At 59.0% G+C, this 21,736-nt stretch carries 25 protein-coding genes and 1 pseudogene; 21 read left to right on the top strand and 5 right to left on the bottom strand.

Annotation, left to right across the window (positions count from 1 at the left end):
- The first annotated feature begins 227 nt into the window (after positions 1-227).
- Complete coding sequence (locus NTCA1_RS00170) at positions 228-689, top strand: hypothetical protein (protein WP_159827082.1); 462 nt, start codon at positions 228-230, stop codon at positions 687-689.
- Positions 690-1,838: 1,149 nt separating this feature from the next.
- Positions 1,839-2,141, top strand: coding sequence for a hypothetical protein (locus NTCA1_RS00175; RefSeq protein ID WP_159827085.1), 303 nt, complete (start codon positions 1,839-1,841; stop codon positions 2,139-2,141).
- 1 nt (position 2,142) lies between these two features.
- On the opposite strand, the gene NTCA1_RS00180 is transcribed toward NTCA1_RS00175, so the two are convergent.
- Complete coding sequence (locus NTCA1_RS00180) at positions 2,143-2,694, bottom strand: hypothetical protein (RefSeq protein WP_159827088.1); 552 nt, start codon at positions 2,692-2,694, stop codon at positions 2,143-2,145.
- 112 nt (positions 2,695-2,806) lie between these two features.
- Between NTCA1_RS00180 and NTCA1_RS00185 the strand changes: the two genes are divergently transcribed.
- The 9 genes from NTCA1_RS00185 to NTCA1_RS00225 all read left to right on the top strand — a co-directional run bounded on the left by NTCA1_RS00185 (position 2,807) and on the right by NTCA1_RS00225 (position 9,656).
- On the top strand, positions 2,807-3,076 hold the full coding sequence (locus NTCA1_RS00185; RefSeq protein ID WP_159827091.1) for a hypothetical protein: 270 nt from the start codon (positions 2,807-2,809) through the stop codon (positions 3,074-3,076).
- Between the two features lie 208 nt (positions 3,077-3,284).
- Complete coding sequence (locus NTCA1_RS00190) at positions 3,285-4,085, top strand: DUF2971 domain-containing protein (RefSeq protein WP_236549016.1); 801 nt, start codon at positions 3,285-3,287, stop codon at positions 4,083-4,085.
- 4 nt (positions 4,086-4,089) lie between these two features.
- On the top strand, positions 4,090-4,665 hold the full coding sequence (locus NTCA1_RS00195) for a hypothetical protein (protein WP_159827097.1): 576 nt from the start codon (positions 4,090-4,092) through the stop codon (positions 4,663-4,665).
- A 169-nt stretch (positions 4,666-4,834) separates the two neighbouring features.
- A complete protein-coding gene (locus tag NTCA1_RS00200) occupies positions 4,835-5,728 on the top strand; it encodes an STM4504/CBY_0614 family protein (RefSeq protein ID WP_159827100.1) in 894 nt (297 codons plus the stop codon).
- 17 nt (positions 5,729-5,745) lie between these two features.
- Positions 5,746-6,552 carry a hypothetical protein gene (locus NTCA1_RS00205; protein WP_159827103.1) on the top strand — a complete coding sequence of 269 codons (807 nt, stop codon included), beginning with the start codon at positions 5,746-5,748 and terminating at the stop codon, positions 6,550-6,552.
- A gap of 441 nt (positions 6,553-6,993) precedes the next feature.
- Complete coding sequence (locus NTCA1_RS00210) at positions 6,994-7,518, top strand: tyrosine-type recombinase/integrase (protein WP_159827106.1); 525 nt, start codon at positions 6,994-6,996, stop codon at positions 7,516-7,518.
- Positions 7,519-7,612: 94 nt separating this feature from the next.
- On the top strand, positions 7,613-8,440 hold the full coding sequence (locus tag NTCA1_RS00215; protein ID WP_159827109.1) for a hypothetical protein: 828 nt from the start codon (positions 7,613-7,615) through the stop codon (positions 8,438-8,440).
- Between the two features lie 86 nt (positions 8,441-8,526).
- Positions 8,527-8,946: a hypothetical protein gene (locus tag NTCA1_RS00220; protein ID WP_159827112.1), complete on the top strand. Its 420-nt coding sequence runs from the start codon at positions 8,527-8,529 to the stop codon at positions 8,944-8,946.
- 122 nt (positions 8,947-9,068) lie between these two features.
- Positions 9,069-9,656 (top strand): hypothetical protein, encoded by a 588-nt coding sequence (locus tag NTCA1_RS00225; protein ID WP_159827115.1) that lies wholly within the window; start codon positions 9,069-9,071, stop codon positions 9,654-9,656.
- 55 nt (positions 9,657-9,711) lie between these two features.
- Here NTCA1_RS00225 and NTCA1_RS00230 read toward each other — a convergent pair whose 3' ends face one another.
- Both NTCA1_RS00230 and NTCA1_RS00235 read right to left on the bottom strand, forming a co-directional pair.
- A complete protein-coding gene (locus NTCA1_RS00230; RefSeq protein ID WP_159827118.1) occupies positions 9,712-10,071 on the bottom strand; it encodes a DUF2958 domain-containing protein in 360 nt (119 codons plus the stop codon).
- Positions 10,068-10,394: a hypothetical protein gene (locus tag NTCA1_RS00235; RefSeq protein WP_159827121.1), complete on the bottom strand. Its 327-nt coding sequence runs from the start codon at positions 10,392-10,394 to the stop codon at positions 10,068-10,070. Before NTCA1_RS00235 ends, NTCA1_RS00230 begins: the two co-directional genes overlap by 4 nt.
- Before the next feature lie 171 nt (positions 10,395-10,565).
- Between NTCA1_RS00235 and NTCA1_RS00240 the strand changes: the two genes are divergently transcribed.
- Positions 10,566-10,760, top strand: a complete 195-nt coding sequence (locus tag NTCA1_RS00240) for a hypothetical protein (protein WP_159827124.1) — start codon at positions 10,566-10,568, stop codon at positions 10,758-10,760.
- Between the two features lie 44 nt (positions 10,761-10,804).
- On the opposite strand, the gene NTCA1_RS00245 is transcribed toward NTCA1_RS00240, so the two are convergent.
- Together NTCA1_RS00245 and NTCA1_RS00250 are read right to left on the bottom strand one after the other, a co-directional pair.
- Complete coding sequence (locus NTCA1_RS00245) at positions 10,805-12,544, bottom strand: recombinase family protein (RefSeq protein ID WP_159827127.1); 1,740 nt, start codon at positions 12,542-12,544, stop codon at positions 10,805-10,807.
- A 66-nt stretch (positions 12,545-12,610) separates the two neighbouring features.
- Positions 12,611-13,084: pseudogene (locus NTCA1_RS00250) on the bottom strand (RadC family protein); the annotation flags it as partial.
- Between the two features lie 44 nt (positions 13,085-13,128).
- Between NTCA1_RS00250 and NTCA1_RS00255 the strand changes: the two are divergent.
- From NTCA1_RS00255 to mgtE, 9 genes are all read left to right on the top strand, one after another.
- On the top strand, positions 13,129-16,404 hold the full coding sequence (locus NTCA1_RS00255) for a YdbH domain-containing protein (RefSeq protein ID WP_236549017.1): 3,276 nt from the start codon (positions 13,129-13,131) through the stop codon (positions 16,402-16,404).
- Positions 16,401-16,688 carry a YnbE family lipoprotein gene (locus tag NTCA1_RS00260; protein WP_086493428.1) on the top strand — a complete coding sequence of 96 codons (288 nt, stop codon included), beginning with the start codon at positions 16,401-16,403 and terminating at the stop codon, positions 16,686-16,688. Before NTCA1_RS00255 ends, NTCA1_RS00260 begins: the two co-directional genes overlap by 4 nt.
- Positions 16,688-17,083 (top strand): YdbL family protein, encoded by a 396-nt coding sequence (locus tag NTCA1_RS00265; RefSeq protein ID WP_159827130.1) that lies wholly within the window; start codon positions 16,688-16,690, stop codon positions 17,081-17,083. Before NTCA1_RS00260 ends, NTCA1_RS00265 begins: the two co-directional genes overlap by 1 nt.
- A 408-nt stretch (positions 17,084-17,491) precedes the next feature.
- Positions 17,492-17,812, top strand: coding sequence for an AtpZ/AtpI family protein (locus tag NTCA1_RS00270; protein WP_086493426.1), 321 nt, complete (start codon positions 17,492-17,494; stop codon positions 17,810-17,812).
- Between the two features lie 53 nt (positions 17,813-17,865).
- Positions 17,866-18,651, top strand: a complete 786-nt coding sequence (locus tag NTCA1_RS00275) for a F0F1 ATP synthase subunit A (RefSeq protein WP_021233351.1) — start codon at positions 17,866-17,868, stop codon at positions 18,649-18,651.
- 40 nt (positions 18,652-18,691) lie between these two features.
- Positions 18,692-18,916, top strand: coding sequence for a F0F1 ATP synthase subunit C (locus NTCA1_RS00280; protein ID WP_007013775.1), 225 nt, complete (start codon positions 18,692-18,694; stop codon positions 18,914-18,916).
- Between the two features lie 98 nt (positions 18,917-19,014).
- Positions 19,015-19,509: an ATPase gene (locus tag NTCA1_RS00285; protein ID WP_086493425.1), complete on the top strand. Its 495-nt coding sequence runs from the start codon at positions 19,015-19,017 to the stop codon at positions 19,507-19,509.
- On the top strand, positions 19,502-20,101 hold the full coding sequence (locus NTCA1_RS00290) for a hypothetical protein (RefSeq protein ID WP_236549018.1): 600 nt from the start codon (positions 19,502-19,504) through the stop codon (positions 20,099-20,101). The genes NTCA1_RS00285 and NTCA1_RS00290 overlap by 8 nt, the downstream gene beginning before the upstream one ends.
- A 265-nt stretch (positions 20,102-20,366) precedes the next feature.
- Positions 20,367-21,725, top strand: a complete 1,359-nt coding sequence (gene mgtE / locus NTCA1_RS00295) for a magnesium transporter (RefSeq protein ID WP_159827133.1) — start codon at positions 20,367-20,369, stop codon at positions 21,723-21,725.
- Positions 21,726-21,736 lie beyond the last annotated feature (11 nt).

Here is a 21,736-nt window from a genome sequence, read left to right on the forward strand (position 1 = left end):
CCATGCGGCGTGCCGCCCGGCGTTAACTCCGTCCAGTCCTATGATTTCGCTTCGGGGAAGAACTGTGTGGAGCAGCACAAGCCTGAACGATCCCGCGACAAACGGACCTGAAAGGAGATGCGACAGCCTTTTGCGTATCTACTTAGCTGGCTAGGCGCTGGATATCCAATTAGTCGCCCGTTAACGCGTTCGTGCTACATTGTCGGTGGCGAAAGGGAGAATATGCTTTGAGGTTTGTCCGAAAGCTCGTCAGCCTGTTCAGGGGTGATAGCAGCGAGATCGACGCAGAAACTAAACAACGTGTCGATTACGCGAGCAAGATAGTTGGGGACGTGCTCAATCCACAACTTGAAATGCTCAAGCTGGAATATGGCGTGGTTCCAAATACAGGCAGCATAGTCTCGGCACGATCACGGGGCTATCTACTAGGGTTAGTAGCGCGCGTGATGGGTGAGCTACCGGAGGACTTTGCGATCAGCCACGCCCAGCATCTTGGGGCTGCCGCATTCAGCCTGGTTTATGGCCAGGAGCGTGGAATTCCGCTGTTTGTGCAGAGTGTGAACGAGCACAAGGCGGGCGATCCAGAGATAGCAGCCGGGTCGAACCGGGGTGTGGTGGATGCCTCGTATCTCGTCGAGGGTGCTTCGATGTCCCCGATGAACTTCTACCTGCTTAATAGCTCGGTCTAACTAGGCTGGCATTTTGAAACCCTCGAGTAGAAATCCTGAGAACCACCCGCCCGCACAGGAAAGGGGGTATACCCTACCTTCCGCCTGGTGAAAGGTGGTTATCCCTCATTGTCACTGTAGCACCTGTTATCGCCTAATCTACCAAAGAAAGGAGAAAAGATATTTCTTTTAGGTTGACGGGTCTTTCTGTGGTGGATGGGTTGCCAATCTGGCTGTTGTCTTCTGGATGCTCTCCCACAATCACACGTTACAATCTGTCTGTCAAAGAGCGACCTTTCTTTGGCTCTTGACACCTTTTTTCTTGTGGTCAACCGCGTGGTCTTAGGACTGGTTTTCCTACATTAACCAGACCAAGCCTTTCTGGTTGATTAGGCAGTTAGTGATGCTACCGTCTATGCGTGGGAGGATGAGTAGAAGTCAGCGAGCTGAATGGCTAGAGAAAGCGACGAGCCGTTGCCTCTTTGCTCGCTCTGTTGTCTCATGATGCTATCACTATAATGGGGAAGTGCGAACGCCAACGAAGGTGCTGAATGGAAGTCAGAAAGATGGCTTTTCTTTACCTTTCTGGTTGCTCTGTTGTCTAGCGGTGTTATCAGTAAAGTGCGGGATAGCGGCGCCTAACGAGGTGCTGAATGCCGGATCGAACCGCCGCCCGTTTTCCTCGGCGCAGCCGCCATTCACTCAACACCTCCTGGGGAGAAGCGAAGCGTTGGCTGCCCGCAGGACGATTGTTCTGGCGGAGGCCAGGACAACGGCCTTGTCAAAACTCACTCTGGCGTGGTGAACGAACGAGAGTGAGTGAACTCGCCAAAGAGTTTTGTCTTCTCTAGGTTCTTTATTGACGTGTCATCTATCTCTCTAGTAAAATCTGTGAAGCAGCAAAGCGAAACTGATTTTACTGGTGAGTTAGAGGCCATGCCGATAACGAACCTAGCGAAGCAAATGGACATACTGAGTTGCACGGTCGGGAATAGAATACCCTGGCAACCTAGAGCTACCTGCTAACCAGTCGCATCTAGCGGAACGAGCTGATGTCTAAGCCAGAACATAGATAGGGTCACAGATGCCCTGTAAGGGTCTTACAGGGCCTACAGGGAAGAATATAGCTCAGGGTAGCAGAAACACGATCTTGACTTTAGATCGTGCTCTATGAGCGAGAAGATCAACGACAAAGCCTGGCAGATGGCGCAGAAGGCCGCCAACGAACGATGGCCCATGCCGGAGGATGCCTCGGGTGTGGTGGGCACGAAGGCTGCGCTCGGCGTGCTATTGGCGCTGATAGCGAACGATTGGCTGCAAACGCTGGTGCCTTGGTGGGCGGCTGCTGCAATTGTCGTCGTCCTTAGCGGAGCAATGGTGTTTTCGGATCATCGGGCTAGGTGCCGGAAGCACGCAGAGTTCAGGTCAGAAACCTACCAGCTATACAAGGATCACCCGGATTATAGGCCGTAGGTCACTCGGCCTTATCGGGATCATCCTCGCCCGGCGTCACGTCGATCACCTGACCGAATGACCAATCCGGCATCGCGACCGGTTGCACGGTGACGTTCTGGTCGACCTTTAGGTGTTCGGTATAGGTGTCGCGGCTGCGGCGGCTCACGAGGAACTTAATGCCCTCGAAAAGCAGTTTCTTGCTGGCATCGCTCATGTCCGTCCTGAACGGAATATCGAGCAAGCTATCTGCCTGGGTATGAGCCCCGTGCTCACGCGCTAGGGCGAGTTCTTTTCCGAAGCCCTCGGGATCGCGATAAGCGGCCATGTTGATGAGGCCAGGGCTGATGCCGAGTTCGTTGCAGACCTGCTTAACGCTATCGCCACCGTAGCATCGGAACAGAACCGTCTCCTTGTGCTCCTCCGTCAATGTGCGCCACGTCTCAGTAGGCTTGAGTTGCAGGTTCCTGTCCGCTTCCTCGGCAATTGCGGCGATCTGCTCGCGATGTTTCGCCTTCATGGTCAGGCTGATCTTCTCACTGGCGGAGAGTGGTTTTTGCTTTTTCTGTGCCATAGGTAACTGTATTTACATCGAGTTCGCGCATCGGGTGTCCTTCATTTAGTCTGTTGACCGCATCGTTGTAGGCTGGCTACCTGCCAGTTTGTCGAACGCGAGAACTTCCCTAATGATCGCTGCACCACTGGCCTTTGGCTCTGGACACCTCTTCCAAGTCTTCCCTGACGTTAGCGACTACAACGCGGAGACCGGACAAACCTGGACCGATGCTGGCGCCATGGCGTTTGAAGCATCGCCAGAACATGAGTGGCTAATCGAGAACGGTATCGAGTTTCGCTTACTCACGCAAACGGCTGAAATGGTGTTAGGGGATTTCTTCGTCTTCATTGAGGATGACGAAGCAGCCACAGCCTTTGCAGGTAAGTTCATAGATATCTGAGTTACTGACCGACCGGTATATTCCCGTGGGGGCACGAGTGGCGTTAGACGAGAATACTAAGAAGCTGTTGCGCCTGATGTTCAGCTATGATGCGAAGCGCACAGACGCTATCCTAGATAGCGGTAGGCTCCTTGCTCATTACACTACTGCCGACACTGCCATGAAGATATTGACCAACAGGTGCCTCTGGCTTCGCAATGCAGCTGTCATGAACGACTACTCGGAAGTTGCATACGGCCGTGATGTCATCGCACCAGTCATGTCAGAGGAAATTGGCGACCGGCTCTTTGCCATTCTCGATAGCTTAAAGGCAGGCCTCTCGCGTGAGTTCTTCCAGCGTCATACTAACCATGTCGCCCACGCTCGTGAAACTGTCTTCATGTCTTCTCTATGCGAGCATGACAAAGACGACACTCTCGGGCGGCTGTCTATGTGGAGGGCTTATGGTGGCCCCGTCGCTGGCGTCGCGCTTATCTTTAAGAACAGCGTCATCACCACTGAGCTTGAGATAGACCTGAACGTCAACGCAAGTCCGGTGCTCTATGGTCACACACCTGATTTCCGTGCCGAGTTCACAGAGATGGTTGAGAAGCTGGAGGCGGAGAAGGAATTCCTCGGCTCCCTCGATCCTGACCTAGTCCTTAATTGCTGTTCGACTGCAATGCAGATGGCTACCTTGTCGATCAAGCATCCTGGCTTTGCAGAGGAGCAGGAATGGCGGCTCATTCATCGCCCCTATGAATATGCCTCTGCTCACGTGGTTCAGCAGACCATCACCCTGGGCGGCATTCCGCAGTTCATCTACGAGGTGCCATTCCACAACCCCGACAAGGGTCCGCTATTCGATCTTCCTCAGCTGGACTTGAAGGACATACTGGCTGGGATCATCATTGGGCCTTGCCTTTATCCCGAGACTGTCTTCCGTGCTTTCAGGGATCAGCTGGTCAGCATGGGCTTTGAAACGCCTATCATCCACGTTTCCAACATACCACTACGTCAGCAATGGTGATCTGATGCTCAAAGAGACTGTTGACGTGTTGACGCCACTTGCCAACTCCAAGGTCGCTCAACTGATTTTCCCATCGGTGATCGCCTCCGTGATTGCTTTGGTGACTTATCATTTTAAGTCCAAGGAACCCCTACATGGGTCGGTCACGTGGCAATGGGTGCACGATTATTATGGACAACTAAATGAGGAGCCACACCTAACCGTCCATAACCGGTCTGATATGCCCGCATATATTAAAAGAGCTCGAATACTCACGGGTAATTTCTTGAAGACTGAGGCCTCTCGCTATGCGTTCTCATACGTTGAGCCCACGGACGGCAACTTCCCACTCAAAATAGAGGCAAAGGAAGCAACATCGTTTCCTTTATCAACGTCTCTGATGGAGAAGTGCTTGAAGAAGGCTTGGTGGTTTAACAAGGTCATTGGCTACGTCTTTAAGCGGAATTACCTCTGGCTGGAAGTCTCAACAATTGGCGGGGCTCGTCTCGTCATCCCCGCCAATGACGCTGCCGAGTTTAGGAACCGCCCGCTGTGGATTGAGAGGCGGTGGCTTCCCGTCAAGGCCGCGTGGGAGCAGTGAACGCAAACAGCGGCGCAGTTTACGTCCCATAGTAGAACGGTTCTGCTCTGATAGAGCGTCTTAGCAGCACACCGCCGGGGATTAATTGAAACAACCGCTATGGCGGGCTTGCTCTAGTCCTAGAGCTTCGAGAAAGTCACAGTCTGTGAAATACATTTGGTGAGTTTGCATGTCGCTTCCTGATATTTGGTCACGCCGCAAACGATTGGCATCAGGCGTCCAGGACGTTTTTCAGTATGAATCTATCCCGCCGAAGCTGCGCCACCAGACCTTGTTTATCTTCGCAGACCTTCAGAAGGCGATTGGCTCAAATAGCGATATTGCTTCTGGCGTGTGCGAGATCATGCGTGAGGAACTTGGCGTTCTGACCCTCGGTCGCGGCTATCCGCAAAACACACTTGAAGAGCTCTACAACTGGTTTTCAGATCCCGCGCAATCAAGCACTGATGAGGCTCTCGACGCCATCGAGTTGTATCTGCGGATGACTTACTACTCTGCTCATAGAATGTATGATGCTATCGTTATAAATTGTGACAGTATCGTCAGTCGTCTCAATGCTCGCTTTAAAGAAGCTGGCGTGGGATATCAGTTTATTGATCAATGGGTTGTCAAAACAGCTAACGAGTTCATTCATGAAGGGGCGGTAGTTCCAGCACTGAACCTCTTGTCAAAATCTCGTTTCGCCACTGCCAACGATGAGTTCCGCAAAGCATTCGATGAGTTCCGGGCTGGGTCTTATGCTGACTGCCTAGTTGATTGCTGCAAAGCCCTTGAGAGTGTGTTGAAGGTAATAGGCGGCGAGCGCGGTTGGGAAATCAAGGAGACTGATCCAGCTAGCAAACTGATAGCTGCGGCGTTCACGCACAAATTCATCCCCGACTACATGCAGACCCAGTTTGGGGCCTTAAGAACGATGCTGGAAAGCAGTGTTCCTACTACCCGGAACAAGCAGGGCGGGCATGGAGCCGGCAACCAGGCGAATGATATTCCTGAACACCTTGCGGCCTTCCAGCTTCACCAGACGGCCAGCATTCTCGTTTTCCTTGGCGCTTGCGATCGGTAGGATTGAGGACAATTCGCATGGCAAACGATGGTTTGGCTCCGCTTTCTGACGCACCTTCGCTGGAAGGCATGGATTACGACGAGCGCGTCGAAACTATGGTCACATGGTTCCTCGAGAACTTCGAAGACCCTGTGAATGAGACGCCTTACAACAGCCGGGAAGGTGGCTATCTTTATATCCATGGCGGCCCCTTCGAGGCTCAGGATTTTATTCCATATGCTTTCCCCGACGCATCTGAGGATGAGCACCAGGCAGCCATCGATCAATTAGACGCCGACGGCCCGGACTATGCTCCGAATGGAAGCCGAGTTCTTTATCCTGATGACGATTACGACGAAGAGGAATACCTTAATCTGCGGCGCCCTCTCGGCATCCGATTGGATCAACTTGCAGGTCAGCTAGACACTGTCCGTAGTCATGTCGAAGCGATCTTGGCCTTGCAGGCGGAGGACGAGAAAAAACCGGCTGGGATTGGGCATAATGGTCCACCGCCTGACGAAGACGTCTTGTCTTTGGCAGATGTCCTCGCGAGTATCGAAGAGGTTAAGGCCGAACTTGCCAAGCCTGATCGCGAGGTAACTGCCAACGTCGAAGTGGTGCAGCGCGCAGAAGGACGGTTCAGGCAACTGTTTAGCTGGGTCGGCGGGGTTCTTGCAGCGGGGGTCGGCTTCGCTGTAACCGCCACAGCAGAAGGCTTTTTCAGTAAAGTGGGTGAGAAAGCATTTGAGTATGTTGAAAGGCATCAGGCGGAAATCATAGCCACCACTCAAAGCGCCGCCGAAACCCTAGCTTCGTGGGCAGATGCAGTTATGAGCATCATCTAGTGGATGTTCGCCAGTGTTCCAACGAGCTGCCAGGTTTGAGCGAAGGACGGTGCTCATGCGCCACCCCATGCTAACTTGAACCACATCGCGTCGGCGTTGCTGGCGAAATAGACGACGACGCAGTTGGGAGTGTGTCTCCCACCCGTGATGTCATATTCCTCCTTGGTCATGCCACGAAGCCAATCGTTCAACGTGAAAATATCCCCGTCGCAAAGCCATCGGCTTTCGACGGCCATCCAAGCATGAGGGTGTTGAGCCACAACTGATGGGCTTTTCAAGCTACTTCTCCCTTCAAAACCCTTATCGATCTACTTATCCTTTCGGACGACCGTTTCGTCAGTCGAGGAGAGCGACCAAGCGTTCTCACTCTGGATAGTCTTTGGTTGCTCTGGTCTGGTTCTGGCTGTTGAATGGAAGAGTAAAGAGACAAGGACAGCCCACATGAAAGCCCCCATCCTCGCAGACGAACAATTCGATAAGCTCTACGCATTCGTCGCGCAGCGGGAGCGCCCCGCTATGTATCGGCTTATGCTGCTTCTCACTCAGCGTCTCGGCTTGCGCCCTGTCGAACTAGCAAACATGGAAAGCAGCTGGGTCCGGCATTCCGAACTCCGCATTCCTCAGGGCTCTTCCAAGGGCAATGCCTCACGCACCCTTCCGCTTAGCGCGGAACTGCTTGAAGCGTTCGAGGCGCATATGCAGGGCGCGACCGGGCGAGTGTTCACGACAGCGCGAAGGGCAGATTTCACACGGGACGGCATCAGTGAGGCTATTAGGCGCATCTACCGCCTCGCTGGCGTAACGGGCTCCGCTTATTGCGGACGCAGAACGGCGGCTACCAAGATGGTTGACCGGGGGATCAGCATGAAGGTGATCCAGGATTTTCTCGGCCACAGCAATCTCGCCACCACGGCGCACTACCTGTCCTCTACCCCGGCGATGCTCGCGACCGCGATCTACGGATAGGACCTCAACCTGATGGCGCGGTTCCCTGGGGATTTCGCAGGGATCTAAGCTGGCTGACCTTTGCGGCACAAAGGCTGTTTGATATTCCTCCCGAATGATCGGGGCACAAATCAAAGAATTCTTCCGGCCGGTTTGGGTGCGAATTGTCACGCCCATCTTCGCATTCGTTCCGCTTTACGATGCGTTCGACAGCCAGTTTGGATTTCCCAAGCTGGGGAAGCTGTTCGGCGCGAGCGGCAACCTCTTGCCTTGGTGGGGTTGGCTACTGGTTCTACAGGCGGTGTTGGTCGCCGGGCTGTTCGATTACGTTCGCCGCAACGTCCCAGTTCAAGCGCCGCTGACGCCTGCTTTGCCGTCCGCGGAGACCGACCAGTTCGCCCAAAAGCTCGAACTTGTGCGCGTCGATGGCGAGATCAACAAGGCCGATCTGGCGAAGCTGAAGGCACAGGTCGAGAAGCAGCATGGCCGTGTTCTACATTCTCTTCACGCCATTGGGGCTCGCGAGGACATGTTCGAACTTGAGGCGAAGTTGGAAGCAGATGCCGAAACGCTTTACGCCAAGCTCAACTTGGGCGGTTCCTACGATCAGGCAGGTTGGTTCAGCTGGGAGAACGTCAACGCAAACTGGGAAGCGAACTTAAAGCACTGGTTGACGCTTGCGAGGTTCTACGTGAACGGCATCGAAAGCAAGGTGCTGGACGTTTCCGAGCAAGAGTTCTCAAACAGCATCTGGACGATTAACGATAGCCAGTTCCCGAACGCTGATGCGAACCGGCGCTTCAAGCGGCATCGCCTTATATATGGGCATTGGGACGCGATGCGCGGCATGGCCAATAACAACGTCACTCGCGTTGCATTCACGGCAGCGGACGAGGCCGAAGTGAGAATGTCAAATAGCCCTGAGCCAAGCTGGCGGCCTTGATCAAATCAACTCTTGTCCTTTGAATAGTCTGGAAACAGACGATTGAAGTCGGAGGTAATTTGCCCCGACAAAGATCGGAGCAGACTATGACCAAGCCCTTCAACCCGTCGATGATTGTTCCCGCCAGCAAGTCGAAGGAGTTCAACGCGACCCCTGATGAAAAGCGGACTGCAAAGACCATCCTCATCGACGGCATCAAACGCCAGATTGAGCTAAGCAAGGACGTGAAGGCAGAGGGCAAGCGGTGGTTTGTCGTCGGTAAGGAGGAGACGGCTATTTCGCTCCGCGTCAACAACAAGCCCATTAAGATCGTCGGTGAAGAAACGAAGGTCACTGTCCCGAATGAGCATTTCGAGGCGGCGATGACCCACTACAAGGCCGAGATCGAAAAGGGAGCGTTCGACGCGCAGCTTGCGGATGCCGACAAGGCGATTACCGCTCGACGGACCAAATTGAAGGCTACTCGGGCAGCGAACAAGGCTGCAAAGGAAAAGCCCTCCGCTTAAAGCGGGACACCTCAAACACCCTCAGGAGCCCTTCGGGGCTCCTTTTCTTTGTCTGTGCTATCTGTGTAGCTTTGTTAACGGAAGCACGGTAAACAAGCGCCAAATTCCCAAGGAGACAATCAATGGCTGAACAGCAGGCAAATCCCCTAGACGCATTGATGCTGGACGAGAGCGAAGACGCATTGTTTGACTTCAAGCCTTTTGATCCCAGCGAGGGGCGCGCAACCCTCGTAAAGAATGCCGCTCGTTCGCTTAGACAGGTGAACAAAGAAGTAGGCGTTCGTGGTGAGCCAGATTGGGTGATCGGTCACGAGGGGCGCATCCGCTACAAGCCAGTTCTGAATGGCAAGCCCATCCGTGTTTCCCCGGCTCAGAAGACGGACTATTTCCCGACGACCACCCAGCAGTTTGGTGCTCTGGTCGAGCAGTTCACCGCCGCCGTGGAAGCTGGTGCTTATGACGACCAGATCGAAGCAGCATACGAGGGCACGAGGCCTGTAGCCGCTACTCCTGCTAGGTCGGCTACCAAGTCGGGCACTGCGCGGGTCTACGACAATGTGACGAAGGCCAGCTTCAAGATCAACGGCCTGAGCCGTGGCGCAAATCCCAAGTCGGAAAAGGAAATCCGTGAAGCATTGCTCAAGGAAGGCTTCACCAAGGAAGACATCGACGCCGCATACAAGCGCCGTGCTGACAAGAAAAAGGCCTGACATGACAAAGCCCCGGTAGGAGGGAGAAACCTACCGGGGCATCTGCCTATTTAGCTTATGCCCTTATGCGGCCATGAGCCCTCGCATCCTCTGCATACTTGCTCAGCGGCTTATCGGCGCGGAAGTGAATGTCCTCTTCGACCCTCAAGCCTCCTGGCCCAGTGATTTCGGCCAGCTCATCGAGCGAGATGTATCCGAGTTCTGGACTTCCGAACCCTAGGTCCGACAACCCGAACGCAAGGCCATCACCATCACACTCGCTGATGAGGAAGGTAGCCGCTCCCCAAGGCACAAACAGCTTCGCAACAGGATTGAAGTCGATCTCATCGCGGCCTTTGCGCGGCTCCTGTTCCTTATGGTTCTTGAGCAGCTGGATACGCGTCTCGGGTCGGAGCAGTTCCGTCCAATCGGTCATACGTCCCTCCCTGGAATGAGGCGAGTGGAACGCACTTCGGGCGTGCAACCTGACCAATCCACGTTGGCGCGCACCCAAGCGGGAATGAACGCCCAATCAAACGGCTGGTCGTAGTCGTCCTTCACCAATCCCCAATCTGCGTCTGCAAGGGCCGTCCAGCCGATTGCAGTGATGCGGAGGGCGCTGGTGCCCATTTCCTCGCGGATGCGTTCTGCTTGCCCTCGTAGGCCCTTAGAGCCAGCACCGTTGTGAAGCACGTCGAGCACATGCTCCCAAATACACGCTGCTGTCTCAAGACTAGCAGCTTGGTAACTCTCTATCATGAGCCAACTCCTTGTTGTGGCCCAAGAGCATCAAAAGCCGTTAGACAAGAAGAGCAAGAACAGAGGGGTTAATAGATTAGATAAAAGGCGGTTCGGCAGACAAGAAACAGGATGACGCGGCTGTCACTTGGCTATTGATAGAGCGGGCAACGAAGACAACGGAGCCCGACGATGCTGCTTAACAACACCGAACTTAGCGCACTCGCAGATTATCTTGTTTGTGAGATTGATTGCTCGGCTGAATACGAAGATGACCAGTTCGCAGTCACATTCAGCGGTGTTCGTTGCTACGTCGAACGCTATCGCGATGAGTTCCGGGTCGAAGTAGGTCACGAAGATGACGTGGTGTTCCTGCCCCGCATCTAATTTGTCCCTAAGAGAAACCTATCGGAGTGGGCAGGGCCGGGGCATCATTGCCCCGTTTCTGCATCAGCCGCTTGCAAGCGCCGCTGGCGAATAGTCTCTACCAAGGCGCCGCCGTCAGTCGCCGCGATGCCTCGCATCATGTCAGGTATGCCTTGTAAGCTGATCTTCTTGAGGAGATTTCCTTCTCCATCGAACTGATAAGCAAGGTAGCCGCCCGCAAGCGCCATCTGAATTTCTCGCTCCGGTCTCTTGACGCCAGGGAGGGGAGGGCGTGAGTAGCAAACGACCGAAGTAACGACGGATTGAATGGCGTCACGCACCTTACGACGGGCTTGCTCCTGCTCCTCAGGGTCTTTGCTGTAGATCGCTTCCTTGACCTCAAGGACGCGGCGCAGATGCTCGTCCGGGCTTACCTTGCCTTTGGCTGCATCGAGGTCCTGCTGAGCCGCTTCCAATTCTGCCTTTAGCTTCCGCAACTCGGGCCGTAGCTGTTCGAGCATTTCTTCGGCCTCTGGTGCGTCATCCACCTTCATAATGAAGGCGAGAAGCCTCCGCTGCTCTGCTTCTTTAAGTTCGACGGTTTTGCTGAGATCGGCCACCTTACCGGCGAGCGGGCTTATATCGTCAGTCTTGATGAAAAAGCTGTTGTCCAACGCAAGGTGCAGGATTTCTTTCAGCGCAGCTTTTTCGAATAGGTCATAACGAAACATCGTGGCGTTGGTGCAGCGCCGCTTGCGAGCAGCAGTATCGTCCTCGGGTTTCGGCGCACCCGCAGCATTGAACCGGGTGCATTTCAGATACTCATATTGAGTTTTTTGTCGGTTGCGCTGAACGATCCTCACCATACCGTCGCCGCAGTGACCGCACTTTACACGGCCTGCGAACAAATTGCGCGCCTCACGCCGTCCGGCGCCGCCAGTTCCATCTCGTCGCCTAATCGCGTCACGCGCGCGTTGCACAAGATCGGCGTCAACGATCCGGGGATAGTATGCTAGGATGACCTCGCCCGTTCGCTTCCCGCCTTCCTCAACGTGATATTCGCCTTCGGCGGCAGGAAGCAGCAGAATGTCCCGGATATACCCGACCTTCCATCCATCTCCCTTCTTGCTGGCCTTTGTCCATGGTTCGACGCTGCCGTTTAATCTGGAAGCTATCGCGTGATAGCCAAGCCCAGAGGCAGACCATTCGTAAATCTGCCGCACGAGTGCGGCTCGTTCTTCGATGACCTCGAACTTAGTGCCCTTGGTGCCGCGCAGCCACATTGGTGCGCGCGCCGAGTAGACAATCCCGTTTCGTGCCTTTCTTAGGCTTTCAGCGACGTTCTTTTGCGACATCTGGCTTTTGCGGCTCGACTCGCCTGTGCTGCGCTGCGCTTCGAGCAGATATTGCACCATAGATACGATGTTGCTGCCGGAAAGGGCTTCCGAGTCGAGAACGATTTCCGGTGAGCAAACCGCCACCTTGATGCCGTGGTCAGTGATGTCCTCGATCCAACGCCGAGCTAATTTCACATCCTGACGTGAGAGGCGATCGAGATTTTCGATGACGAGGAAGGTGCCGTGTTCGAACTCTCCGGCATCAACACGGACTTTGAACTTCCCGAGTTCACCAACTCTCAGGTGGTCGCCCTTCCACGCGGAGCGGCCCTTGTCCTCAAGGGTGTCGATGATCGTCCAACCATTCTTTTCGCAGAGGGCTGCGGTCAGTTCGTTTTGCCGATCTAGCGACACACCCTTGTCCTGGCGCTTTGTGGAAAAGCGGTGATAGCGAACAGCATATGGCATTTGCGGAAGGCTCCTTTCCCCCGCAATTGCGCTTCTTTCGTGTGTCAGCACAACCCGTTTTTACGTGTTGAGATAGAGCACGCGCACGCGTTCCAGCGTGAGGTGGGCCATGTCGATCGTCAGGTAGTCGATCAGCGCCTGCCACGAGCCGATCACCGGTGCCTCGCGCACTTTTTGGCGGGCGAGCCGGGTGGCGGCGACGGTGACCACGCGCAAGGCCGCCACGGTTGCCTCGCCCATGCCGGGATGGCCGCCCAGTGCATGGGGGTCGGCTTGCAGCACGCCTGCGAGCGAGCCGAATCGGTGGATCAGGCTGCGGGCCAACGGTTTCATGTCCCTGCGGGGAACGGCTTGCATCAGCAGGAGTTCAACCACCTCGTGATCGGCCAGGGCTTCCGCCCCGCCTTCGATCAGCCTCTTGCGAAGGCGTGCGCGATGGCCGCTGGGGTCGTTGCCGGCATCCTTGCCGGGAACCGGCTCGCCGGCAACGGGCGTGCCCGCTTCGGCGGGTTCATCGAAGAGTCGGTCCTGATCGGGCATAACGCCCGCAGACAATTGCCTTTCCCGGAAGGCAAGCGCAAGTGATGGACCGGATGTCGCAGGATCATGAGCAGCCTACCCCCTCGGCGGATATGCCGCAGCAGCCGGATCGTCGCAGCAGGCGGCGCGTGTTGGCGCTTGGCGCGCTGGGACTGGTCGCGATCAGCCTTGCCGGTGCCTGGGCTCTGCGCAAGGACATTGCAGAAAACCTGATCGCCGGAGAACTGCGCAAGCTGGGGATTCCGGCGCGTTACGAGATCGTCCAGATCGGACCTTCGCAGCAGGTGATCCGCAATCTGGTGATCGGCGATCCGAAGCGGCCCGATCTCACTATCGAAGAACTGCACATCGCAACGCGGCTGAACTGGGGATGGCCGGTCATCGGGCGGATCACGGTGATTCGCCCGCGCCTGTTCGGCTCGTTCCACGACGGCAAACTGCGACTGGGGGTACTCGACAAGGCGCTCGAAGGCGGGGGCGGGGACAAGGACTATGCCCTGCCGGACCTGGATCTGGCGATTGTCGACGGCCGCGCGCTGATCGAAAGCGACTATGGCCGACTGGCTGCAAGCCTCACGGGTGCAGGTGCCTTGCGAGGCGATTCCGTCGGCGGCTTCGGGGCCGAAGGTTTCGGCGGCGAACTGGCGGTCGTCTCGCCCCGGCTGGCCGCTGCGGGCTGCGAGGCGGGACGCACGACGCTTTACGGCAAGCTCTCGGTTTCGAGCGGCCGCCCCCGCTTGCAGGGGCCGCTGCGGACGGCGTCGCTGCATTGCCGAGAGCAGGACTTGCGGCTTGCTGCGGGCAGCGCGCAGATCGATGTCACGCTGGATCGACGGCTCGACGGGGGCGAGGGCGGGATCGGTCTCGACACCGGGGCGGCGCGTCTGGGCCGCAATGCCCTCAAGAGTCTCGCCGGGTCGGGACGGTTTTCCTATCGCCGCGATGCTCTCAACGCCAATTTCCGGGTCGGTGCCAATGGCGTCGTGACGGATCAGGTGCGCGTGGGCGTGATCGGGTTCGAAGGGCGCATGCGCTCCAGCCATGGTTTCGCGCGATTCGATCTCGACGGCGATGTGACCGGCAAGCAGCTGACGACGGGCGAATCGACCGATTCGCTGCTGGCCGAATGGAGCAGGACCGGCGAGGGGACACTGGCTTCGCCGCTCCTGCGGCAATTCCGCAGTGCCCTGGCGCGGGAAACGCGCGGCAGCACGCTCGATGCGAACCTTGTCCTGCGCCGCGGCGATGAAGGCCTGTCGCTGGTCGTCCCGCGCGGCAACGTGAAAGGCACCAGCGGCGCATCCCTGCTGTCGTTCTCCCGGGTCCAGGCCCAGCTGGCTAGCGGAAAGGGCCGCAACCGGGCCGTCGTGACTGGTAATTTCGCCAGCGGCGGGCAGGGGCTGCCGCAAGTCTCGGGCCGCATGGAAAGCGATGCGCTGGGGCATCTCGCGCTTCAGGTCGAGATGCAGGAATATGCGGCGGGCGATTCGCGCCTCGCGGTGCCGCGCCTTGCGCTTACCCAGTCGCCGGACGGCGCCATGCGCTTCACCGGAGAAACCCGGATATCCGGCGCCTTGCCGGGCGGCGGCGCGAAAGGGCTGGTCCTGCCGATCGACGGGCGCTGGGGTGCCGACGGTGCGCTGGCCGTCTGGAGCGCCTGCACCAAGGTCGGTTTCGAACGGCTCGCCCTGGCCAATCTCACGCTGGACCGCCGCAGCCTGCAGGTCTGTCCCGCACCCGGCGGGGCGGTCCTGCGCAGCCGGGGCAGCGGTATCGACATCGCCTTCGGCATTCCCGGGCTCGATCTTTCGGGGCGCCTCGGCGAAACGCCGATCCGAATCGCCAGCGGGCCGCTGGGCTATGCCCAATTGGCTGGGCGCCCCGGCAGTCTCACGGCCAAGACGGTGGATGTTGCGCTCGGACCGGACGAGGCGCCTTCGCGATTCCGGCTGGCAAGGCTCGACGCGCAAGTGGGCAAGGAAATCGCCGGGACCTTCGACGAGGCGGATATCGGCCTGGCCGCCGTTCCCCTCGATCTGCGGCAGACGGCCGGGAACTGGAGCTATCGCGGTGGCGTGCTGCGGATCGTCCAGGCGCATTTCACGCTCGTGGACCGCCAGCAGGTGCCGCGTTTCCAGCCTCTCGTCGCGCGCGACGCTACCCTCAGGCTGGAAAACAACGTGATCACCGCCGAGGCGCTGCTGCGTGAGCCGAAAAGCGACCGGGAGGTGGTGCGCGCAGATATCGTCCATGACCTGGGCGACGCCAGCGGGCATGCCGATCTTGCCGTTGCCGGTGTCACTTTCGACAAGGACGTGCAGGCGGAAACCCTTTCGCCCCTGCTGCTTGGCATCGTCTCGGACTTGCGCGGTTCGTTGCACGGCAAGGGGCGCATCGACTGGAACGTGCGCGGGGTGACCAGCAATGGCCGGTTCGCATCTGAAGGACTGGATTTCGCAGCTGCCTTCGGCCCGGTGAAAGGGCTGAGCGGCGAGGTCGTTTTCACCGACCTGCTCGGTTTCGTCACGGCCCCGGACCAGCAGCTCAGGATCGCCTCGGTCAATCCCGGCATCGAAGTGAACGACGGCGTGCTCGGGTTCCAGATGGAACCGGGCTATCTGCTGCGTATAAACGGCGCGCGCTGGCCCTTCATGTCCGGCACGCTGACGCTCGACCCCGCGACGATGCGAATCGGCGCTACCGAGACGCGGAACTACAAGCTCAACGTCAGCGGCCTCGATGCGGCGACTTTCGTGCAGCATCTCGAACTGACCAATATCAGTGCCACCGGCGTTTTCGACGGAGAGGTGCCGATCGTGTTCGACGAGCAGGGCGGACGGATCGTCGACGGCTACCTTGCCTCGCGCGATCCTGGCGGAAACGTCAGCTATCTCGGCGCGCTTACCTACAAGGACCTGTCGGCGATGGGTAACTTCGCCTTCGGGGCGCTCAAGTCGGTCGATTACAGGCACATGGAAATCGGCCTGGGCGGTTCGCTCTCGGGCGATATCTTCACGCGCCTGGCGTTCGACGGGCTGAGCCAGGGCGATACGGCACAGCGCAACTTCCTTACCCGGCAGATCGCCAAGCTGCCGATCCGCTTCGTCGTCAAGATCAAGGCGCCGTTCTTCAGCCTGTTCGGCTCGATGCGGTCGCTCTATGATCCCACATACGTTACCGATCCCCGCGCGCTCGGCATCGACAAAGGTGTGCCGCTGGTCGTGCCGGGATCTCCCTCAGGCATGAATTCGGGCAAGGCGGAAACGGCTCGTCCCGTGCCAGACACCATTCAGCCTCCAGTCAGCGAGAATAATCCATGAAGGCCCTGGAATTGACCGGAAACGTTCCGGCTGCGACAAGCCCGGCCATGATGAGCCAGGCACAGCACGACCCGCAGCACGAGGGTTTCCGGTTCGGTGGGCGCGCCGTTTGCGCCGCGATGCTGGCGTTGGGTTTCGGATCGGCCCTCGGAGGATGCGTGAACGTATCCGCCCCGGACAAGCCGATCGTCATCGAACTCAACATCAACATCAGGCAGGAAGTGATCTATCGGCTCTCCCAGGACGCGGAGAACACGATCAAGCAAAACGAAGGCGTATTCTGATGACCAAGATCCTTTTCAGTTACCCGGTGGCCGTTCTCGGCGCGGTGGTCCTGACGATGGCGGCCAGCGGCGGCGCGGTGGCGCAGGAGGGCCGCGATCCGGCCTATGCCGCCGCGCGCGCGGCGGGGCAGGTCGGTGAACAGAAGGACGGCTATCTCGGCGTGATCGGCAGCCCGTCCGCCGAAGTCCGCGCCATGGTGCGCGACATCAACAACCGCCGCCGCGCCATCTTTACCGAAAAGGCCGCGGGCAAGAGCACGATCGAGGAATATGCCTTCGCAACGGCCTGCCGCCTGATCGCCCAGACCCAGCCCGGCGAAAAGTACCAGGCACCCGACGGCTCCTGGAAGACCCGCGGCGCCGGCGCGCCGGAGCGGGACGCGCGTTGTCCCTGACAAGCTGTTTCCCGGCCCGGCCCACTTTTCGAGACTTCGGGCAGGCGATCAATGCAAGTTTGAATAAGGAGCGGTCGGAATTTCCGGCCGCTCCTTTTGTATGTCAAAAGCCTGACGCACCGATGACCGGAAATCGACGAGGCGCCCCGGAGCTTGACGCGGCGATCGATGGCGGGGCGCCTGGCGACGATTTTTCTTCGCCATCGTCCTTGCGGTATTGTCGGAGCATTACCACTTTCGAAGCGCTGACGGGCACTTGGACACACGGCTTGGCGTGTGAACAACTGTGGCCGTGCGTTTCCTGCCATGGTTGACTCGGGAAGGCCCCCACCCTAAGGGGTCGGCGCCCTCGGCGGGCAGCCGTTGAACGCGTCATTCGTTCCTATTCGATTGAGGAGGAGCCCTGACATGAACGACGAGCCGTCCGCACGGGACCCTGTCGGCGAGGATGCGCGCCTCGATTCGCTGGACGATCGGCTGAAAGCCCTTCGCGAGCGGGAAGCGCAGCGTCAGAAGCCGGTCGCGGGTGCGGAAACCGACGATGCCTATCGTGCCGGTAACCGCGTCCTGGCCGACTTGCTCGGTGGGGTTGCCGGTGGTCTGTTTCTTGGCTGGGTGATCGATCACTTCGCCGGAACATCGCCCTGGGGTCTGATGGTGATGCTGTTCGCAGGAATATTCGTCGCCTTCAGGAACATTATCAGGAATTCGAACCGGCGCCCGGATTGACCCGAAAGGGATAAGCAGGGGCGCTGTCGTTCATTGGCGACAGGGATATTCGCGTGGCAGCCGAAGCGAAGGTCGATCCGATGCACCAGTTCAGCATCCAGCCGTTGTTCGGCTCGGAAGGCTGGAGCATCGCCGGTTACAACATCGCCTTCACCAACAGCACGCTGTGGATGGCGATCGCCGCCGTGACGCTGGCGTTCTTCGTCGCAGGCGGCATGAAGCGCCAGCTCGTGCCCGGTCGCTGGCAGATGGCCGTCGAAAGCTTCACCGGCTTCATCGACGGCATGCTGGCCGCCAACGTCGGCCCCGGCGGCAAGAAGTACGTTCCGTACATTTTCTCGCTGTTCATGTTCATTCTTTTCGCGAACTTCCTCGGCCTGCTGCCGCTGGGTGTGATCGGCCTCCACGCCTTCACCTTCACCAGCCACTTCTCGGCCACGGGCGTTCTCGCGGTGCTTTCCTTCGCAATCGTCCTCATCGTCGGTTTCGCGAAGCACAAGCTGCACTTCTTCTCGCTGTTCGTGCCGCACGGCACCCCGGTGATCATGATCCCGCTGATCTTCTGCGTGGAACTGATCTCCTTCCTGGTGCGCCCGTTCAGCCTCGGCCTGCGTCTCTTCGTCGCGATGATGGCCGGCCACGTCCTTCTTGAGGTTCTTTCGAGCTTCGTCATCAGCTCCGGCAATGCCGGCATCGGCCTCTTCGCCATCGCCGGTCTGCCCAGCTTCATCCTGATGGTCGGCATCTGCGCTCTCGAGCTGCTCGTCGCCGGCATCCAGGCCTATGTTTTCGCTCTTCTCACTTGCGTCTATCTGAACGACGCAGAGAACCTTCACTGATTTTCAGTCTCACTCGAGTTTTCCAAAGGGAGTTTTTGAAATGGACGCAGAAGCTGCAAAGCTGCTTGGTGCCGGTCTCGCTGCTATCGGTTGCGGCCTCGCCTCGATCGGCGTGGGTAGCGTTTTCGCCAAGTTCCTCGAAGGCGCGCTGCGCAACCCGGGCGCCGCTGACGCCCAGCAGGGCCGCCTCTTCATCGGCTTCGCCGGCGCCGAACTTCTCGGCCTGCTGTCGTTCGTCGTTGCCGCGCTGCTGATCTTCGCCTGATCGCGCGCACTGATCCCCTCCGGCTGCCCGAACCCTTTGGTTGGGCGGCCGGAGAGGACGCAAGAATTCTACCGGCCACTTCGAGACAGGGCTGACCCATGCCTCAGATCGCACAGCTAGCCGCGACTTATTCCAGCCAGATCTTCTGGATGCTGATCTTTTTCGGCTTCACCTTCTTCGTCGTCGGACGGGGCATGGTGCCGAAGGTCATGGATACAGTTGCGCAGCGCGACAAGCAGATTGCCGACGACCTCGCCGCTGCCGAGCGCGCCCGCGCCCAGGCCGATGCGGAAGAGGAAGCCTGGCGCACGCGTGAGAACGCCAACCGCGCCGAGGCGCAGGCCCTGATCGCGGAAGCCCGCGCCCAGGCCGCTGCCGTCACGACCGAGCGTCTCGCGACCGCCCAGGTTGCGATCGACGCCACGCTCGCGGAAGCCGAAACCCGCATCTCCCAGGCGCGCCGTTCGGCCGCCGCCGAGATCGAGGACGTCGCCGCCGATGCCACGCGCGAGATCGTCAGCCGCATTGCCGGCCTGACGCTCGACGACGGCGCGGTTCGTTCCGCCGTGAAGGAGAACCTGGTCCATGGCTGAGAACACTGAGCTGACCGCTGCCGACGCCGCCGTATCCGAGGGCACGTCCCACGAGGCTGCCGAGATGGCTGGAACGCAGGAACACGCCTCGGTCGAGCATCACGCCGAACCGCTGCTGCTGGGCGTCGCCCCGCCGGTTGCGGTCGTCAGCGCCTCGATGCTGGTGCTCATCGCGATCATGGTCTGGAAGGGCCTGCCGAAGATGATCTCCGGCGGTCTCGACAGCAAGATCGCCGAGATCAAGGCCCAGCTCGAAGAGGCGAAAGTCCTGCGCGCCGAGGCGGAAGCCCTGCGCAAGGAATATGCCGACAAGATCGCCGGCGCCGAAAAGGACGCCGCTGCTCTGCTCGAGCATGCTCGCCACGAAGCGGAGACGATCGTCGCCAAGGCTCAGGCCGACACGACCGACGTCATCGCCCGCCGCGAGAAGATGGCACAGGACAAGATCGGCGCCGTCGAACGCGCTGCCGTGACCGAACTGCGCCAGCAGGCTGCTGCGGCCGCTGCCGCCGCCGCCAGCGGGCTGATCAAGGCCAACCACTCGGCCGATGCCGACAAGGCACTGGTCGATCAGGCGATCGCCGGCATCTGATCCTTTCGGATCTGCCGCAAAGCAAAGAGGCCTCCGTGCGCTGCACGGGGGCTTTTTTGTGTGCCGGAAAGGGGCAACTGCAATCGGGTGTTGACCTTGGCCGCGTTCGGGATCACAGGGCGGCCGCGCAGCCTTTGTTGCTGCGGTGTTTCAGGAAGCGAGGACATGTCAAGCGACAGTACCAGTAGGACCGCACGCCCCAAGGGCGCTGGCTAGTTCTCGCTGGCCATCGTCCGCCGGGGTCGTGCGGACGAAAGGTTTGAAGATGGTGAACGACCTGCTCGCCGGCGTGATCGCCGGTCCCCAGCCCGTCTCGCGCGGGCTCTATATTGCCGATATCGTCGAGAAGCTGGAGGCGCTGTCTCCCGCGGAGGCCGCAGCAAAGCTCGGTCGCATGGCGGATGTGCGCGCCGTGGCGGCCCTCGATCGGCCCGAATTCGCCAGCGCCCCCGATGTGCTGGAGATGCTGCCGTTCCCGCGCGCGGTACAGCTGGTATCGCAAATGGCGGAAGACCGGGCGGCCGACGTCCTGGCGGAAATGGACGAGGATACGGCGGACCGCTTCCTGGCGGCGCTGGCGCCTGATGTGCGCACGTCGCTTTCCAGCCTGCTCGCCTGGCCGGAAGACAGCGCGGGCGGCATGATGACGACCGAGTTCGTCGCTGCCCCTTCCTATGCCAGCGTGGGCGAGGTTCTGCGCCTGATCCGCACCGTGGAGCGCAGCCGCGAGACGGTCTATTCGGTGTTCCTCGTCGGCCGTGAAGGCAGGCTCGAAGCGACGATTTCGCTTCGGCGGCTGATTGCTGCCGAACCCGATGACCTTGCGCTCGATCTCGGACGCGGCCGCGACCCGGTGGCTGTCGCGCCGGAGACGGATCGCAAGGAAGTGGCCGACCTGATTCGCCGCCACGATCTGCTCGCATTGCCGGTCGTTGACCGGAACAGGTGCCCGATCGGCATCGTTACCGTGGACGATGTGCTCGACGCGCTGGTCGAGGAACATACCGAAGGCGTGCAGAAGTTCGGCGGCGTGGAGGCGTTCGACAAGCCTTACCTCGAAACCGGTTTCCTGGCGATGATCCGCAAGCGGGCAGGGTGGCTGAGCGTGCTGTTTCTCTCCGAAATGCTGACGGCCAGTGCCATGCAGCACTTCGAGGACGAACTGGCCCGCGCGGTTGTGCTGACCCTGTTCATCCCGCTCATCATGAGTTCGGGCGGAAACAGCGGCAGCCAGGCGACCTCGCTGATCATCCGGGCGCTGGCGGTGGGCCAAGTGCGCCTGCGCGACTGGTGGCGCGTGGCACTGCGCGAACTGCCTGCGGGCATGGTGCTGGGGGCGATACTCGGCACGGTCGGATTTGTGCGTATCGCCGCCTGGCAGGCGCTGGGCTTTTACGACTACGGAAGCCACTGGGTCCTGATCGCCACCACCGTTTCGGCGGGGCTGGTGGGGATCGTGACCTTCGGATCGCTGGCGGGCTCGATGCTGCCCTTCCTGCTCCAGAAGCTGGGCTTCGATCCGGCCAGCGCCTCGGCGCCCTTCGTGGCGACCTTGGTGGATGTCACCGGCCTCGTCATTTATTTCACTATCGCCCTTGCCATACTCTCGGGGACATTGCTCTAGGGCCGGGCAAT

This window comes from Novosphingobium sp. TCA1, assembly GCF_009811895.1.
GTDB lineage: Bacteria > Pseudomonadota > Alphaproteobacteria > Sphingomonadales > Sphingomonadaceae > Novosphingobium > Novosphingobium panipatense_A.